Source organism: Mammaliicoccus sp. A-M4 (assembly GCF_022386955.1).
GTDB lineage: Bacteria > Bacillota > Bacilli > Staphylococcales > Staphylococcaceae > Mammaliicoccus > Mammaliicoccus lentus.
The window spans coordinates 166,009-181,389 of record NZ_JAJNHH010000004.1; the positions used below are offsets into that span (position 1 = coordinate 166,009).

The window sequence follows — 15,381 nt, forward strand, 5'->3', positions numbered from 1 at the left end:
AGGCACTTTAACTATTATACATAAACCACTATTGTTTATCAAGTTCAAGTAATGATTTTGCTTTTTCTTTATCTTTAGATATTTGTTCTACAAGTGCATCAATGCCGTTAAACTTTTGTTCTGGTCTAATGAAATGATGCCAAAATACTTCCACTCTCTCCCCATAAATACTTTCTTCAAAATCGAAAATATTTACTTCGATGCTAACTTGTGAAACTGATGGGTCATGAAAAGTTGGTTTAACCCCTACATTACAGACACCTTCATATACTTTGTTTCTAGACTTAATGAGTAATGTAACGGCATATACACCATTTCTTGGTAATACATATTCGTCACTTGGTTCGACATTAGCGGTTGGAAAGCCTATTGTTCTACCTCTTTTTTCTCCCTGAACAACCATGCCTTTTATAACATATGGACGACCTAAAGCTAAAGTACACGCTTCTACTTCACCTAATTCAAGTGAAGTTCTAATATTTGTAGTTGATATTTTAATATCTTCTTCTAAAGTTTGTTTAGAAACGACGTGTACACTAAAAGGATAATCATTCTCTTGTAAAGAAGCCATATTGCCTTTTCCGTATTTACCAAAGCTAAAATCATATCCCGCAATGACAGCTTTAACATGATTATGAATAAAATATTGTTCTACAAATTCATCTGCAGAAACATCTGCAAAGCTAGAAGAAAAGTTTACGACAAAACAATAATCCACTCCGAGCTTTTCTATTGCTTCGACTTTATCCGTTATCGGTGTTAAATATGTAGTTCTTTTCTTTTCTGGATTAAGTACTACAGAAGGATGAGGGTCAAAAGTCATAACAGCCTTTTTCAAATCGTTATGTTCTGCTACTTCAAGCATTTTTTTCAATACTTTTTGGTGGCCAATATGTATACCATCAAAAAAACCTATTGCTAATGCAATATTCTCATTTACAAATTGTGATGAATTAATTGGGTGTGAAATTTCTATAACTTCCATCAGAATACTCCTTTAAAGAAAAACTTTTTTTGGTTTATATAAATCATTATTTTTTTCATAAGGCTCCATAATCGCTATTGCATGTTCTTTATACCATAGGACAAATTCACCGTCTATATTAGTATTTAAATCGGTTTTCATAATCTTCTGTCCATTTTGTATCCTTTTAACAAGACCAGAATCTTCTACGATTATTTTTTGTAAGCCATTCAATCCATATTCTAATGGAAGAAGCACTTCCTGTAACCTATCTTGCTCAACTATTTCACGTAAGTTATCTAATGTAATAGACTGATTTAACGAAAATCCACCACTTTTCAATCTAACTAAATGAGACATATGTGCAGGATAACCAAGTAATTCTCCTATCTGAGTTGCTAATGTTCTTATATATGTCCCTTTTCCACACTCGACTTCTATTTCAAATTTACAAGTTTGGTTGTCATATGAAATGTCTGAAGTTAGCTCAATACTGTTAATGAAGACTTTACGAACAGGTCTTTCAACTTCAATATTTTGACGAGCGTATTCATATAATTTTTTTCCGTTTACTTTAACAGCTGAATACATCGGCGGAATTTGCTCAATTTCACCCACTAATTTATTTAAAGTTGAACGTATGTCATCAGTACACCAAATATTTTCAGTTACAGCTTTTTCTTCTACTATTTCTCCAGTTTGATCTTCAGTAGTCGTGCTCTTACCAATTGTTACTTCAGCAATATATGTCTTACCACTTTCCATAACATAATCACTGACACGAGTAGCTTTACCTACGCATATTGGTAAAACACCACTTACTTCTGGATCTAAAGTGCCAGTATGACCAACTTTTTTAGTTTTTAATATTTTTCGAAGTTTAAACACGACATCGTGACTCGTCATGCCTACTTCTTTATGAATTGCTAATATGCCATCCAAATTTACGACCTCCAAAACATGCTTCTATTCATTACAAGTTTACATTAAAACTCAAGTAAAAAGAAGAAATAACTAACAATCCATGTTAATCGTCATCGTATTCATCATCGTCGTAGTCATCGTCATCTTCATAGTAATATTGTTCTTTATTTTCATTACCCGCATTATAACTAGGTTGAGGTTGTTCAATATTAAACCATGATACTGAATTAACTTTTCCATTTAACGAATTAACTGAAACGACAGCACCTTCGTTATCATCAACATGTTGAGTAACAGTATATGTCATAGGCTTAGAGTCTTCATTTTTCTTAATATCTACAAAAGTACCTCCCACTTCATTCATAACTATTTGTTTTGCTCTTTTTTCAGTTATAAGCGTTTTTTTCTTGTCATCTTTTTTTGGTTTTTCTTTTGTCTTTGGTTTTTCTTTTTTAGTTTGTTTTTTAGGTGTTGTTTGTGACGTAACGTTTTTAATCGTTTCTTTTCTTCGATCAATTTCTAAACTGTATTTTTTATCTTTATCTTTGATTTTCACATAAAAAGTTCGATTATCTTTAGATTGAGTTAATTTAGTAATATCACCTTTATATCTTTCTGATATTAATGTTTTAGCTAAGTCTTTATCCATCAATTGTTCTGTTGACCTGATGTAAATAATGGAAATTAAAGCAATTAGAAGAATTGCCATAACCACTATAAGCAAAGGTTTAATCGCTTTTTTCATTTTTTCACACCTTTCTCACTTTCAATATAAATTCTGATCCAACACCTTCTTCACTTTTAACTTGTATGTCGATTTGATTTTTCGATGCAAGTTCTTTCGCAATTGATAAACCTAACCCAGATCCTCCAGACTGTCGAGATCTTGCTTTATCAACTCTATAAAACCTCGTAAATATTTTTTCAATATCCTCTTCAACAATTCCAGGTCCATAATCTTTAATTATGATTTCTATATATTGAACTTTATCTGTAAGCTCTAAATCAATTTCTGATTGACTATATTTATATGCATTATCAAGAAAAATAGTCATCAACTGATTAAAGCTATCTTTATTAATTTTTCCGACTAATGAACTTTCGGTTGTATATATATTGATTTTCCTTTGATAAACTTGTGAAAGTTTTTTAGTTAAACTCGAAACTTGTTCAATAATATCAACTTTTGACAATTCAATGTCATGAAAAGTACGTTCTATTTTAGCTAAGTCTAGCATTTGTTCAGTTAAATATTTTAATCTTTTAGCTTCTTCATTAATTGTATCAATACCTTCATCTAATAAATCAGGACGTGTTTTACCAAATCTTTTTAACATTTCACTGTATGAATTCATAACTGTTATCGGTGTTTTTAATTCATGTGATGCGTTGAGTATAAATGCTTGTTGTTTTTCATCATGATCTTTTAAATTGAGCATCATTTCATTAAATGTATTCGAAAGTTCTTTCAACTCTTTCGTATCGTTATCATTTATATCGATTTTACTGTAATGCTTTGTTTCTCTCGTTTTATTCATTTGTTCAATGAGCTCATTAATTGGCTTCAAAATAATTTGCGTAATGATTCTATTCAAAAGAAATATAACGATTAGAATAATGATAGTCGAAACAATTAATATCCATTTTAAAATAGAAAAAGTTTCATATTTAAAATCGATATTTTCAAATATTTGTAGATTGCTGACTTCACCATTTTTCCAAATAATCGGTAAGGATACCATAGCAAAATGATTGCCACTTTTTTCGACGACTTTTTTATATTGTTCATTTTTATATGATTCTGCTAAGTTTTTATACTTAACATCTGTTGAAATTTGAACGACACTTTTATTTTTTTGGTTAACTACTGTAATATATCCATCAGAAAGTAAATAAGATTGCAAAACAGCTTCGGTATTAACATCAGTATCTGAAGTATTTTGCAACTCTTTCATAATATTAATGCCTCGACTTTCTAGCTGAGTTACTTCCGAGTCGAGTGAAACTTTTTGATAAACAAAATAAACAAATAAATTTATACAAATAACAACAATGACAATCATTACCGTTGTATAGAGTTGAATTTTCGTCCCTAGTTTCATAGATTCAATCCTTTATCATATATCCAATACCTCTAACGCTAGATATCAAGGATATGTCATTTTGATCTAGTTTTTTTCTTAAATATCTGACATAAACATCAATAACATTCGTGTCGCCATAATATTCGTATCCCCACACCGCTTCAATAATTTGTTCTCTTGTTAAAGCTTGGTTTTTATTCTGAATAAAGTACAACAATAAATCATATTCTTTTTGAGTTAAATTAACGAGTGATTCATTTATATATACTTCTCGGCTTAATGGATGAATATTTAAATGTTTAAATTGAATTTCATTACGATTCTCTTCATTTGTTTCATTGTTTTGTTTTAAATGAACTCTAATTCTAGCGAGAAGTTCTTCTATTTCAAATGGTTTAGTCATATAATCATTTGCACCAGAATCTAAACCACTCACTTTATCCATCACTGCATCTCTAGCAGTTAACATAATAATTTTAATGTTACTATCCTCTTCCCTAATCCTTCTCAAAACCTCTAAACCATTTAATTCAGGAATCATGACATCCAATAAAACTAAATCAAAATGATTCGATTCAAACAGTTCTAAAGCCTGTCTTCCGGTATTCGCTATACTAATTTCATAATTTGCATACTCTAATTCCAATTGTATGACTCTAGCAATTTTCACTTCATCTTCAACAATTAAGATTTTTTCCATGTCTCTTCTCCTTACCTAAGTGATAATCCAGTATATTGCCACCAGAAATAATAACACGCAATCATTATTAACATGTAAATAGGCATCAATATACCACTTACTTTCGCTAAATCTATATTTTTAAATGGTTTTCGATCTTGTTCATAAAATAGCAGTAGCGCTTTTGAACTCACTGGAAAGGTAACGCAGTAATTTGTCCCTATCAAAGTCATGAAAACAACTGAAATGGGATTTAAATTGAACATATCACTAAATAATAAAAATAACGGAACAAAAACGACGGCTCGTGTAGTGTGACTTGTTACATATAAATGTGATGTTACCGTTATTATAACAATTATGAGTAATACAACTAGTTCATTGATATTTTCGAATTGAGATAAATAACCGTATAAATTTTTTTGTATATATTCTATAACCTTATATGATACAAGTAATTCACCAAGAGCGGTCGCACCTGCAACAAAAAATATTAAACTCCAAGAGATGCTTTTCAAACCTTGTTTCCATGAGATGACACCGATATTAGGTGCCATCATAACAACACTCATAGCAATCGTTATAAATGCAATATCAAACCCATGTAGAGATTCAGTTATCCATAAACTAATCGTTATAAATAAATATAACAATGTCTTTTTTTCTTTTGTACTTAATGGTTTATGTTTACTTTTCACTTCTTTAAAAGATGATTCTGAACCTGTATCGTTTTTAATAAAAAACAATTTCTTTATAATAAATAAACTGATAACACCCATTATGATACCAAATGGAAATCCCCATATAATAAAGTCTACATAAGAAATCGTTTCATTCGTCTGACCTTTTAACAAACCAATACCCACGATATGACTTCCAGCACCGATTAAAGTAAGATTTGCCCCCATTAAAATAAGCACTGGTATCAATAATGCAAAATATTTTTGATTTGATTGAAATCTAGAAGCAAAAGCTTTATAAATTGGAATCATTGAAGCAGCTCTCCCTGATGTGGAAGGTACTAATATAGAAATTATTTGAACGATTATAAATAAAAATATATTCATCTTATTTTCTGTATGACATTTATTATCTATCCAATGAATTAATCTATCTAGTAAACCACTTATTTCAACAGCTGCCCCTATAATAAACGCACCAATCATGAGCCAAACAACATGCTCATCCATTGATTCAAATAATATTTTTTCAGGAATACCTAACAGTATACCTATTGTTAATGCTATAAATGCAGATAAACCTGCAGGCATATTCGTTAATAAAAATAGACCTAATGATAATACAAAGATGATCAAACTAAGTTGACCTAAATAAGGTAAATCAATATATAAGAATACAACGATAGAAAATATAAAATATAAACACAGATAAACTATTTGCTTATTAGTCATTTAACAACTTCTTTTGCAGCAACCATTTGATTGCCTAAATTAATGCCTATTGTAATATGTCTCAAGGCATTTTCAGAACAATTTTCTAGCCATTTATCTGCGTCTAAAATTGAATTTTCTAACGTCGTAGGTTCTGGAATGATGCTACTAAATGCATCAATACCACTTTGATAATTAATCTTTGCATTATGACCTATTGTACCAGCAAAAGCAATAACTGGTTTTTTATGCATTTTTGCAATCCTTGCAACTTCAGATGGAATTTTTCCATTTGGTGTTTGAAAATCTATACATCCTTCTGCAGTTATAACTAGATCTGCATTTTGAATTGCATCTGAAATCTCTATATACTTCATAATGATTTCAAATCTTGGATGTAGACGGGCATTAAGGAATCCATATAAACCTGCACCTAAACCACCTGATGCACCTCCACCATTCATTAAAGAAACATCCTCTTTTTTCAAACTTTTTATGAGTTTTGCAAGATGTTCTAGATTGTTAGACAATAGTTCGACATTTTCAGGAGATGCACCCTTTTGCGGTCCATATACTCTTGCTACCCCTTTTTGTCCACACAATAAATTTGTCCAATTAACTGCTACATCTATGTCTACTAAATGTACTCTAGCATCCATATAACTCATATCAACCCCATAAATCCGATTTATTTCGCCTCCACCGTTTATAAATACAGCTTCACCATTTTCATTTAAGAATTTTATGCCTAACGCCTGAGCCATGCCTACTCCACCATCTGATGTACCTGAATCACCACACCCAATCAGAATACGTTCTGCACCATTATCCAATGCTTTAATAATCGTTTCACCTACCCCAAAAGTTGTCGTGTTTAATGGATTTCTCATATTTTGTGGTACATGTCTCAACCCTGCAATTGCCGCCATTTCTATTACAGCTGTCTTTATACCATTTTCCTCAAAAACACCAAAGAAAGATTTTATAGGCTTACCAACTGGACCCATCACTTGTGTTTTTACTTTTCTGCCTTCTTTTAGTTTTGTAATCGTATCTACAAAACCTTCTCCACCATCTACCATAGGAATAGCAGTGACATCATGATAAGGATTCACTTTGTTTATTCCTCTCGAAATAGAATTTCCAACTTCTTCGGCACTTAAGCTTTCTTTAAACCCTGAAGGTACAACTACAATTTTCATTTTAATTTCCTCCTCTATTTGTACTTCGCTATCTTTAACTTATCTACAATGTACATTTACATAGTTCACAAACAATTAGAGGAAAATTAAAAATTGATTAAAAAGAAAAAACACCCAATAAATTCACGTTAAATGTGAAAATATCGGGTGTTTTTCTTTTAAATATTATAATGTTTTATTCGTTACGATTTAAATCTTGAATCATGCGTTCGATTTTATTACCGTAGTCAATTGATTCATCGTATTTAAAGTGTAACTCTGGTAAGATACGTAATTTCATACGGCTTCCAAGTTCGGATTTAATAAATCCTTTTGCTTTTTCTAAGCCTTCGAATGTTTCTTCTTTTTCTTTATCTGACCCCAATACTGTTAAATAAACAGTAGCATGTGATAAATCACCTGGTAGTTCAACATCAGTAATTGTTAAGAAACCAACTCTAGGGTCTTTAAGCTTGTTATTTATTATATCCATAAGTTCTTTTTTCATTTGTTCTCCAACACGTTCAGAACGAATACTCATTAAAATTCACCTCTTTATTAGTCATTACGACTATCTATACAATTATTTATTATAACACATGCCATAATGCTTAAAAAGATAATCGTTTGCACGTTTAAAAAGTTTATTAAAAATTATTAATTTTATTATAAATGATACTTCTAGCTTCTTTCCCTTCTTCAATTGGAAAGATTGGGAATACATGATTTTGGTTCACATATTCATGATAAGCAACGTCGTTTGAAAATTTTTGAAGTTTTTCTTTAAACAATCTAATATCCGGCAACAATATTTCTCTTGTGCCTACAAAAATAGTCATAGGAGGCAGTGATTGCAAATCTCCATATATAGGTGATAATAAATGATGATTTTTATTCGTATGGCCACACCATAAATCACCACAAAATTGTAAACTTTCAATATCAAGCATTGGATCGCTTTGTTGCAGTTCTTCTGTAATATCTTTGTTATCCATATTCATATCTATCCAAGGTGAAAGTAAAAATGCATGAAGCGGTTGCTTAATGTGTTGTTCTTTTAATAATTGCATAAGTCCTACAGCTAATCCGCCACCTGCAGAATCACCAATAATAACAACTTGCTCGTGTTCTTCAATCATGCGTCTATATAAATCAATGATTAACTCATATGATCTAATAAATATTTGATTCGGCGCTTTCGGATATATAGGTACTTCCACTTTTAAATTTACAGTTTTAGCAAGTTCATCTATAAATTTATGATGATAAATGGTTGGTTGGTGTATATAAGCGCCACCATGCAAGTATAAAATACCTACTTTTGAGTTTAAGTTAGAGTTATATGTTAATACTTGCATTTCGTCAATTTGATATTCATTTATTTTTGTTTTAGGTTTAAATAATTTTGGTAAGGTATATCGTTTTTCATTTTCCTCATATAATTCATTTACAAACTCAGATTTAGATTCATAACTTTCATATTTAGGAAATGTATTTTGCGCTGCGATCATCCATTCAACGATTTGACTTTTCATACTTCTTTTAGATAATTTTTTAACAACATACTGACTAGCTACTAAGCTAGCACCAATAGTAATTACACCTTTTGCCCAGGTTTTCATGTACATCTACTCCATATTAATTGATATTAAATTTATTCCCTTAAATATACTTAAATATTCATAAAATAACAAATATTACCTATTAAAAAATAAGAGTAAGAATGTTTTTTAGTATAATTAAGGCAACGATGAAGATAACAATACTTGAAATTTTATTCAAATATATAATCCATTGACCTGTTTTATCAACTGTTCCAACGGTTTTACCTAAAATCGCTAATAAAATAAACCAAAGCCATGAAATCAAAATAGTGGATGCTGTGAAGATAAATTTATCTAATCCTTCATAAACTGAAGCACTTGTACCAATTACACCAATTGTATCCATGATAGCGTGTGGATTTAATAATGATACTGATATCGCAAACCCAACTTGTTTTTTAGCAGACATAGAAGGCTGATATTCCAAACTTTGAGGTTTTTCCTTCCATAATACAATCCCCATATAAATTAAAAATATAAATCCTATTATATATACAACAAGTTGTAATACCGGCAATGATAATAGAACAAGCGATACGCCTAATACTGCTAATAAAATTAAAAGCGTGTCACATAGACCTGCAGTAATAATTACAGGTATTGTTTTTCTAATTTGTTTATGATTAGCGCCTTGATTAAAAATAAACACATTTTGTGCACCTAAAGGTAAAATTAGACCAAGCGCTAATAATAAACCGTGTAAGAAAGCAGCCACTATTTTTCCTCCTAAAATAAGAATCGTCTTTAAAAACATATGATTCTTATTTTACTATTCAGAAAACTTCTATGCTACTATAATTTTGATTTTGTATTGTTTTTATGATTACTGTTCCTGCTTTTTTAAAGGAATCTTTATCATAATCTTTATTATATTTTAACTCAAAAGTAATAGTTTCATTAGGTCGTATTTCAATTGTTTCTTCTTCATTAAAGCTATTAATACTTATCTCATTATATTTTTTAACATTGCTAATAATATTCAATAGCGATTGTGGGTCTTTATATAATGTTTTTATTTTAAAATATTTAACTGAATTTGTAGTGTTTTCAAGTTTTAAGCTAAAGTTCTTGTGAGACGTTATTGGTAATTTCGGTTTAAATATATATTGTGATTTTTTTCTTGATACTTCTAAATCAAGTGAATAAATTAAATTTAATTCACCTACTTCTATAGTTATATTTTGATTTAATTTGTCTATTGTTTCTATTTTTTTATTTAGATTTTTTGTTATAGATTGGAATACATTGTTTAACTTTTCATCATATATATCTGAATGATTTATTTTGTATAAATTATTGTGATTTTGCTGAGATAATATACTATTTTCTTCTACCATTGCCAAAATAGCTTTATTAGCACCTAAATAATCACTTAACTTCGATGGTAAATATGGGTGAGTGTTTTTATATTCTTTTGTTTTTGCATCTAATATCATTAATATATCCATTTTAGTTGTTAAGTTAAGACAATCTAAATACGACACAGTATCATTTAAATAAACATTTGAATAGTCATTGATACGTTCTAATTCGTCATGGCTAAGGTGCTTAATGTTCGTAAATATATGAAATTGAATTATTAAGTCAGTTTGGCTTAATAATTCATCTACCATGTCTAAAAATAAATTCAAACTTCTCGTCTCGTAAAAATTCCCAAAATAACCTATTTGTACAGCTTTTTCATTCATCGGATAATAGTAATCGGTTTTATAATATAAATCATTATTAGGTATAGGATACCTGTCTATTTTACTTTTGCTTTTAATAAAATTTTGAAGGTTATTAGAAAAGCGGCTCGTCATATATTCAAGTTGATATTCGTTTGTAAATAATAATTCGTCTGCAAAAGCAAAACCAATAAGCTCTGCTAAATTAAATAAACTCTCGTCGACATATGGCAAAAATGGTTGGAAATCTTCTTCTAACTTTAAAGATTCTAAAAGCATATTATATACTTCTATAGAACTATATCTTTCTTTTGATTTAATATCATATAATAAAGGATCTGAAAATTCAGCAACCCATTTAATATTAGGATTATTCAATTTAATAAATAACGATGAAAAATATGAAGATGGAAATAACACGCTACTGTACAGAGTTTCATATTTTTCTTTATTATTTAAATAAAAACTAAAAGCTTCATCTATAAATTGTGAGATCAGTTCAAAATCAGAAAAACTAACTGAGCTTTTTGAAACTTTATGTTGGTCTATTTTATCAATACATATACTTTTTAGCTTAAAATCTTTTTCTCTTTTTGATGTCATATCATTGCTGAATATATCTACAATTTTATCGTTGTTAGAAATCCTTTTTGCCATTAAAATACCACTATTATCAATGAATGGTGGGAAACAATATGCTATCACTAATTCTTTTGCCATACCTATATTTACAAAATATTCATTCAAATGATTATAATTTTTCATATTCAATAAGTTTACAACTTCGTTCTTATATTCAGGATATACTTTTAAAAATTTAGAAATAAACCCTGTTTGTGCATTATATTTTGTTGAAATAAATTTCTTAACTCTAGAATGTAAATTACTTTCTAATAATTTATCCAAAGTATCTAATACATCTAACCTTTGAGCAATATTAAAATCATAAGAAAATTTGCCTCTTGAAACTGAATTTTCATTCAGTAGACGGTAATATACGACTTCTTTATCCAGATTGATAACTTCTATTTTCGGATTGAATTTTGCATATAAATAACAATAGAAAACAGTGTCTTCACCACTTAACAAAGTAGGATTAAAATTTACTGCCTCTAAGTAATGACTAGGTATAAACTTACAAGTTGTAATGCCTAAAATAGCGTGTATATTGAATATACTATAACCTGTTTCTTTGTACTTTATTAAAGGTAAGTTCACTGGATTATTTTTAACAATCGATCCATCATTTAACATATCATGAATTTGAGTTACTAAAATTGTATCTTCTTTAAGTAATTGAAAACTTTCTTCTATATAATTCGAAGAAATAAAGTCATCAACGTCGAGAAAAGTTGTATGTGAATATTTTACGTATTGCATCCCTAAATTTCTTGCTTTAGAAGCTCCCGTTTCATCACTGATTAAAATTAAATGTTTAAAATTCATATGACCAACATTATGAATTAAATATTGATAAGTTTCTTCAAATACACCATTTAATACAAAAATCACTTCGAATTTTGCTTCTTTTACAATTAAATTATTTAAGTTTTTTATTAACCCCTCTATATAAGTCGTGCCTTCGTGAATCGGAATAATAATAGAAATACCTTTATCAAATTTTATTGTTTCATTCATCACTTAACCAACTTTCTATTTAAAATTTAACGAAATTTAGTTTTTCTACTTATCATGTGAGGTATTCTTTCTAAAATTCGTTGATTAGTGGATTTTTGTACATTTAATAGTTCGGTAGAATACAAATTAAATATTAGGTAACGACCTTCAATTTGTATATTTTTAATTAAAAATCCATCAACTGAAAGTTCATTTATATGTATGTTTTCATAAACATTTATAAGAATTTTTATTTTAAAATGTTTATTACTGTATCGTGAGAGTATATCAATTATACTTTGTAAATTAACGTCATAACAAAGTACTGTACAGTCAATCATGTCAATTTCTTCATGAATATTCCTCAAACTATTCAAATCTTCTAAAGTATTAATTGTTATCTTTTCTATTTTGTAATCTATTAAAGATAATTCTAAATTAGTCATTGTGTAATCCCCTCTTTTTATTTTGATTAACTCATATCCAATATCTTCTAATCAACTCTAATATATCTAAGTTTATTTGTGATATATTCAAATTAATTTCCATAATAAATCCCCTTTATATCATCAAATCTATTTATAACCATTTATCAAAGATTATCATAACTTTATTAAGTATATGTTAATAATGTAAATTCAATTTATACTTTTCCAAAAATAGTAATATAGTCATTATCAATATAATTAGAAATAAGTATTGCAAAATAAAAGAAAAAGATATAAAATTAAATCGTAATAATTACGTTTTAATAAAGGAGGATTCGATATGGCAGAAAAAACAGACATACAAACAGCTCGTCGTAATTTGAGAAGTCCAAACATCAAGACGCGTAAAAGAGCGTTGAAAATAATAAAAAACTTCAAACGCGCTGCTAGAATCAAAAACATTCAAAATAATGCCGCTTCATAATTTACGTATAAATTTAATCACGATCTAATTTCAATGAATTAAGTCATAAATGTCCTAAAGCCAAAAACCAAAATAACAAAAGCCAATCATTATGTATTTAATGGTTGGCTTTTATTATTTTTAAATTTTCTTCCACTTAATATATACATGTATCTATATAGATGATATTCTATATAATGTTAAGGAGGATTTAATATGTCTTATAAAGAAATAGCAACATTATTAAAAGTTTTAGCTGATCCTAGTAGATTAGAAATTATCGATTTATTATCTTGTGGTGAGCTTTGTGCTTGTGACATTCTGGAACATTTTGAATTTTCTCAGCCTACGCTTAGTCATCATATGAAATCTTTAGTGGATCAGAATCTAGTTTTTACTAGAAAAGATGGTAATAAGCGGTTTTATAAATTAAATGATGAATTGTTAACAGAAATTAACTCTAATATTGAGCTTATTCATACATCTAATCATCAATGTATTTGTAAGGATATGAAGAAAGGTGAATGTAACTCATGACTATACTTGCAATCGCCATTTTTCTTATTACTTTAATTTTTGTAATTTGGCAACCTAAAGGACTAGATATTGGTATTACTGCTTTAGTTGGCGCTATTGTAGCTATCATTACTGGTGTTGTCAGTTTTTCTGATGTCTTTGAAGTTACGGGTATTGTTTGGAATGCTACTTTAACATTTGTAGCAGTTATTTTAATTTCTCTTATTCTAGATGAAATTGGTTTCTTTGAATGGTCTGCAATACATATGGTTAAAGCATCAAAAGGCAATGGTATTAAAATGTTTGTATACATTATGTTACTCGGTTCAATTGTAGCTGCGTTTTTCGCTAACGATGGAGCTGCGTTAATTTTAACACCTATAGTCTTAGCGATGGTTCGTCATTTAGGTTTCGACAAGAAAGTTATATTTCCATTTATTATAGCGAGTGGATTTATAGCAGATACAACTTCTTTACCTTTAATCGTAAGTAACTTAGTGAACATCGTATCTGCTGACTACTTCAATATAAGTTTCTTAGAATATTTAGGTCGAATGATTATCCCTAATATCTTTTCTTTAATCGCTAGTATAGTTGTATTGTGGTTATATTTTAGAACGTCTATACCTAAAACATTTGATGCTACTCATATAAAAGCACCACATGAAGCGATTAAAGATAAAAAATTATTTAATATTTCTTGGATTGTATTAATTGTACTTTTAGCTGGATATTTAGTGAGTGAATTTATCAATATACCTGTTTCAATTATAGCGGGTATAATAGCTATCATCTTCTTGATTCTTGCAAGAAGATCCCCTGCTGTTAATACTAAATCAGTTATTAAAGGTGCACCATGGAACATTGTTATTTTTTCTATTGGTATGTACTTAGTAGTCTTTGGATTAAAAAATGTAGGGATTACTACAATACTGGCTGATATATTAAACTATATTGCCGGTTATGGCTTATTTAGTAGTATTATGGGAATGGGCTTTATCGCAGCATTTCTTTCTTCTGTCATGAATAATATGCCAACAGTTTTGATAGATGCTATAGCAATTGATCAATCAAATACAATAGGCTTAATTAAAGAAAGCATGGTATACGCAAACGTTATAGGTTCCGACTTAGGACCAAAAATAACACCAATTGGTTCATTAGCAACATTATTGTGGTTACACGTTTTAACACAAAAAGGTGTCAAAATAAAATGGGGAACATACTTTAAAACAGGTATTATCATTACCATCCCTGTGCTATTCATTACTTTATTAGGACTGTATATTACAATGCTTATTTTTTAAAGTTTATAATTTAGAGGGTTCTGAGATATAAATCTCCTAAAAATCCAAAGACAGTAGAAATTCATTATTAAAATTGAATTTCTACTGTTTTTCTTATATTTATTGCCATTAAGACAATTCCTAATTCGCGTTTTACTTTGCATTTTCCTCGAGAAGATTTACGAAACTCCTTTATTGTTGGTTCAACTTTTGGATTGCACTTTATAAAGGTGCATTTACTTGGATTAATGTGGTCGTAAATCCAATAAAAGTGTGCATAGTTGGATTATTGTCGGAGTAAATCCAATAAAAGTGTGCGTACTTGGATTATTGAAGTAGAAAATACAATAAGATTGTGGTTACTTGGATTATTGAGGTAAAAAATCCAATAAAGGAGTGTCTACTTGGATTATTGTCGGAGTAAATCCAATAAAAGTGTGCGTACTTGGATTATTGTTATAAAAAATCCAATAAAAGTGTGCGTAGTTGGATTATTGTTATAGAAAATCCAATAAAAGTGTGTCTACTTGGATTATTGAAGTAGAAAATACAATAAGAGCATGTTTAGTTGGATTAT

At 29.0% G+C, this 15,381-nt stretch carries 15 protein-coding genes; 3 read left to right on the forward strand and 12 right to left on the reverse strand.

The window, feature by feature from the left end:
• Positions 1 to 28 precede the first annotated feature (28 nt).
• The 12 genes from LQ682_RS05645 to LQ682_RS05700 form a co-directional block, all read right to left on the reverse strand.
• The gene (locus LQ682_RS05645; RefSeq protein WP_239723993.1) at positions 29 to 985 is read right to left on the reverse strand and encodes a bifunctional riboflavin kinase/FAD synthetase; all 957 of its coding nucleotides are present in this window, start codon (positions 983 to 985) and stop codon (positions 29 to 31) included.
• A 12-nt stretch (positions 986 to 997) separates the two neighbouring features.
• On the reverse strand, positions 998 to 1,906 hold the full coding sequence (gene truB, locus LQ682_RS05650) for a tRNA pseudouridine(55) synthase TruB (RefSeq protein WP_082892509.1): 909 nt from the start codon (positions 1,904 to 1,906) through the stop codon (positions 998 to 1,000).
• An 85-nt stretch (positions 1,907 to 1,991) separates the two neighbouring features.
• A complete protein-coding gene (locus tag LQ682_RS05655; RefSeq protein WP_070045102.1) occupies positions 1,992 to 2,633 on the reverse strand; it encodes a hypothetical protein in 642 nt (213 codons plus the stop codon).
• Between the two features lie 4 nt (positions 2,634 to 2,637).
• Entirely contained in the window at positions 2,638 to 3,990 is a 1,353-nt protein-coding gene (locus LQ682_RS05660) for a HAMP domain-containing sensor histidine kinase (RefSeq protein WP_239723995.1), read from the reverse strand.
• Positions 3,991 to 3,994: 4 nt separating this feature from the next.
• Positions 3,995 to 4,672, reverse strand: a complete 678-nt coding sequence (locus LQ682_RS05665) for a response regulator transcription factor (RefSeq protein WP_135031924.1) — start codon at positions 4,670 to 4,672, stop codon at positions 3,995 to 3,997.
• An 11-nt stretch (positions 4,673 to 4,683) separates the two neighbouring features.
• Positions 4,684 to 6,063, reverse strand: coding sequence for an SLC13 family permease (locus LQ682_RS05670; protein WP_016998637.1), 1,380 nt, complete (start codon positions 6,061 to 6,063; stop codon positions 4,684 to 4,686).
• Entirely contained in the window at positions 6,060 to 7,244 is a 1,185-nt protein-coding gene (locus LQ682_RS05675; protein ID WP_239723997.1) for a glycerate kinase family protein, read from the reverse strand. Before LQ682_RS05675 ends, LQ682_RS05670 begins: the two co-directional genes overlap by 4 nt.
• A 175-nt stretch (positions 7,245 to 7,419) precedes the next feature.
• Complete coding sequence (gene rbfA, locus LQ682_RS05680) at positions 7,420 to 7,764, reverse strand: 30S ribosome-binding factor RbfA (protein ID WP_016998635.1); 345 nt, start codon at positions 7,762 to 7,764, stop codon at positions 7,420 to 7,422.
• Positions 7,765 to 7,870: 106 nt separating this feature from the next.
• Entirely contained in the window at positions 7,871 to 8,845 is a 975-nt protein-coding gene (locus tag LQ682_RS05685) for an alpha/beta hydrolase fold domain-containing protein (protein ID WP_064210929.1), read from the reverse strand.
• Positions 8,846 to 8,927: 82 nt separating this feature from the next.
• Positions 8,928 to 9,581 carry a LysE/ArgO family amino acid transporter gene (locus LQ682_RS05690; RefSeq protein WP_239723999.1) on the reverse strand — a complete coding sequence of 218 codons (654 nt, stop codon included), beginning with the start codon at positions 9,579 to 9,581 and terminating at the stop codon, positions 8,928 to 8,930.
• A gap of 19 nt (positions 9,582 to 9,600) precedes the next feature.
• Complete coding sequence (locus LQ682_RS05695; protein WP_239724000.1) at positions 9,601 to 12,132, reverse strand: glycosyltransferase; 2,532 nt, start codon at positions 12,130 to 12,132, stop codon at positions 9,601 to 9,603.
• 26 nt (positions 12,133 to 12,158) lie between these two features.
• Positions 12,159 to 12,557, reverse strand: a complete 399-nt coding sequence (locus LQ682_RS05700; RefSeq protein ID WP_218705303.1) for a hypothetical protein — start codon at positions 12,555 to 12,557, stop codon at positions 12,159 to 12,161.
• Between the two features lie 322 nt (positions 12,558 to 12,879).
• Between LQ682_RS05700 and LQ682_RS05705 the strand changes: the two genes are divergently transcribed.
• The 3 genes from LQ682_RS05705 to arsB all read left to right on the forward strand — a co-directional run bounded on the left by LQ682_RS05705 (position 12,880) and on the right by arsB (position 14,825).
• Positions 12,880 to 13,023 carry a putative metal homeostasis protein gene (locus LQ682_RS05705; protein ID WP_016998626.1) on the forward strand — a complete coding sequence of 48 codons (144 nt, stop codon included), beginning with the start codon at positions 12,880 to 12,882 and terminating at the stop codon, positions 13,021 to 13,023.
• Positions 13,024 to 13,218: 195 nt separating this feature from the next.
• Positions 13,219 to 13,539, forward strand: a complete 321-nt coding sequence (locus LQ682_RS05710; protein WP_064204024.1) for an ArsR/SmtB family transcription factor — start codon at positions 13,219 to 13,221, stop codon at positions 13,537 to 13,539.
• Entirely contained in the window at positions 13,536 to 14,825 is a 1,290-nt protein-coding gene (gene arsB / locus LQ682_RS05715) for an arsenite efflux transporter membrane subunit ArsB (RefSeq protein WP_135020952.1), read from the forward strand. The genes LQ682_RS05710 and arsB overlap by 4 nt, the downstream gene beginning before the upstream one ends.
• Positions 14,826 to 15,381: the final 556 nt, after the last annotated feature.

Bases quoted from the DNA above. Each gene is read 5' to 3' on its own strand.
- LQ682_RS05645 (WP_239723993.1), bottom strand. From the start codon at position 985: ATGGAAGTTATAGAAATTTCACACCCAATTAATTCATCACAATTTGTA.
- LQ682_RS05655 (WP_070045102.1), bottom strand. From the start codon at position 2,633: ATGAAAAAAGCGATTAAACCTTTGCTTATAGTGGTTATGGCAATTCTT.
- LQ682_RS05660 (WP_239723995.1), bottom strand. From the start codon at position 3,990: ATGAAACTAGGGACGAAAATTCAACTCTATACAACGGTAATGATTGTC.
- LQ682_RS05665 (WP_135031924.1), bottom strand. From the start codon at position 4,672: ATGGAAAAAATCTTAATTGTTGAAGATGAAGTGAAAATTGCTAGAGTC.
- LQ682_RS05670 (WP_016998637.1), bottom strand. From the start codon at position 6,063: ATGACTAATAAGCAAATAGTTTATCTGTGTTTATATTTTATATTTTCT.
- LQ682_RS05675 (WP_239723997.1), bottom strand. From the start codon at position 7,244: ATGAAAATTGTAGTTGTACCTTCAGGGTTTAAAGAAAGCTTAAGTGCC.
- rbfA (WP_016998635.1), bottom strand. From the start codon at position 7,764: ATGAGTATTCGTTCTGAACGTGTTGGAGAACAAATGAAAAAAGAACTT.
- LQ682_RS05685 (WP_064210929.1), bottom strand. From the start codon at position 8,845: ATGAAAACCTGGGCAAAAGGTGTAATTACTATTGGTGCTAGCTTAGTA.
- LQ682_RS05690 (WP_239723999.1), bottom strand. From the start codon at position 9,581: ATGTTTTTAAAGACGATTCTTATTTTAGGAGGAAAAATAGTGGCTGCT.
- LQ682_RS05695 (WP_239724000.1), bottom strand. From the start codon at position 12,132: ATGAATGAAACAATAAAATTTGATAAAGGTATTTCTATTATTATTCCG.
- LQ682_RS05700 (WP_218705303.1), bottom strand. From the start codon at position 12,557: ATGACTAATTTAGAATTATCTTTAATAGATTACAAAATAGAAAAGATA.
- LQ682_RS05705 (WP_016998626.1), top strand. From the start codon at position 12,880: ATGGCAGAAAAAACAGACATACAAACAGCTCGTCGTAATTTGAGAAGT.
- LQ682_RS05710 (WP_064204024.1), top strand. From the start codon at position 13,219: ATGTCTTATAAAGAAATAGCAACATTATTAAAAGTTTTAGCTGATCCT.
- arsB (WP_135020952.1), top strand. From the start codon at position 13,536: ATGACTATACTTGCAATCGCCATTTTTCTTATTACTTTAATTTTTGTA.